Annotated in this window: 2 pseudogenes; both read left to right on the forward strand. The window is 64.7% G+C overall.

Going from position 1 to position 1,136, the window contains the following annotated elements:
• Positions 1-485, forward strand: a pseudogene (locus tag IF78_RS0142855) (DUF3459 domain-containing protein); the annotation flags it as partial.
• Positions 482-1,136 (forward strand): annotated as a pseudogene (locus IF78_RS44690) (alpha-amylase family glycosyl hydrolase); the annotation flags it as partial. The pseudogenes IF78_RS0142855 and IF78_RS44690, both read left to right, overlap by 4 nt.

Here is a 1,136-nt window from a genome sequence, read left to right on the forward strand (position 1 = left end):
ACGAACTGTGCGAGAACACCCCCCTGCGCCCCGGCAGCGAGGAATACCTCCACTCCGAGAAATACCAACTCCGACCCCGCGACTGGGAGACAGCCGAACTCGAGGGCCGCACCATCGTCCCTCTCGTCACCCGGCTCAACGCCATTCGCAGGGCCCACCCCGCCCTGCACCGGCTCAGGAACATTCGCTTCCATCACACGGACAACGACGCGCTCATCGCCTTCAGCAAACGCACAGGCCCGGACACGGTTCTGGTGATCGCCAACCTTGATGCCCACCACACCCAGGAGGCCACGGTCTCGTTGGACATGCCGCAACTCGGCCTGGACTGGGATGCCTCCCTGTCCGTGCACGACGAGCTGACGGGTGAGACCTACCGATGGGGCCGGAGCAACTACGTACGCCTTCAGCCCGGCAGGGCTCCCGCGCACGTGCTCCACTTCCAGGCATCGCCACCGCAGATCGGAGGGTCCCCCGCGTCATGACCGTCAATGAGCCCGTGCTGGACACCTTCGAGGACACCCCTGCCAAGGATCGTGACCCCGACTGGTTCAAGCGCGCCGTCTTCTACGAGGTCCTGGTCCGCTCCTTCCAGGACAGCAATCGTCGACGCCGCCCACCAGCGCGGTATGCGCGTCATCATCGACTTCGTCATGAACCACACCAGCGACCAGCACCCGTGGTTCCAGGAATCCAGGAAAGACCCCGACGGCCCCTACGGCGACTACTACATGTGGGCCGACGACGACAAGCAGTACGCCGACGCCCGCATCATCTTCGTCGACACAGAAGCCTCCAACTGGACGTACGACCCGGTCCGGGGGCAGTACTTCTTCCACCGCTTCTTCTCCCACCAGCCCGACCTCAACTACGAGAACCCGGCCGTGCAGGAGGAGATCCTGGCCGCCCTCCGCTTCTGGCTCGACCTGGGCATCGACGGCTTCCGGCTGGACGCGGTGCCGTATCTGTACGCGGAGGAGGGCACGAACTGCGAGAACCTGCCCGCGACCCATGAGTTCCTCGACGCGATGTATCCCGACACGGTGCTGCTGGCGGAAGCGAACCAGTGGCCGGAGGACGTCGTCGACTATTTCGGCGACTACCAAAGCGGCGGCGACGAATGCCACATGGCCTTC

The sequence above is a fragment of the Streptomyces bicolor genome (assembly GCF_000719285.1).
Lineage (GTDB): Bacteria > Actinomycetota > Actinomycetes > Streptomycetales > Streptomycetaceae > Streptomyces > Streptomyces bicolor.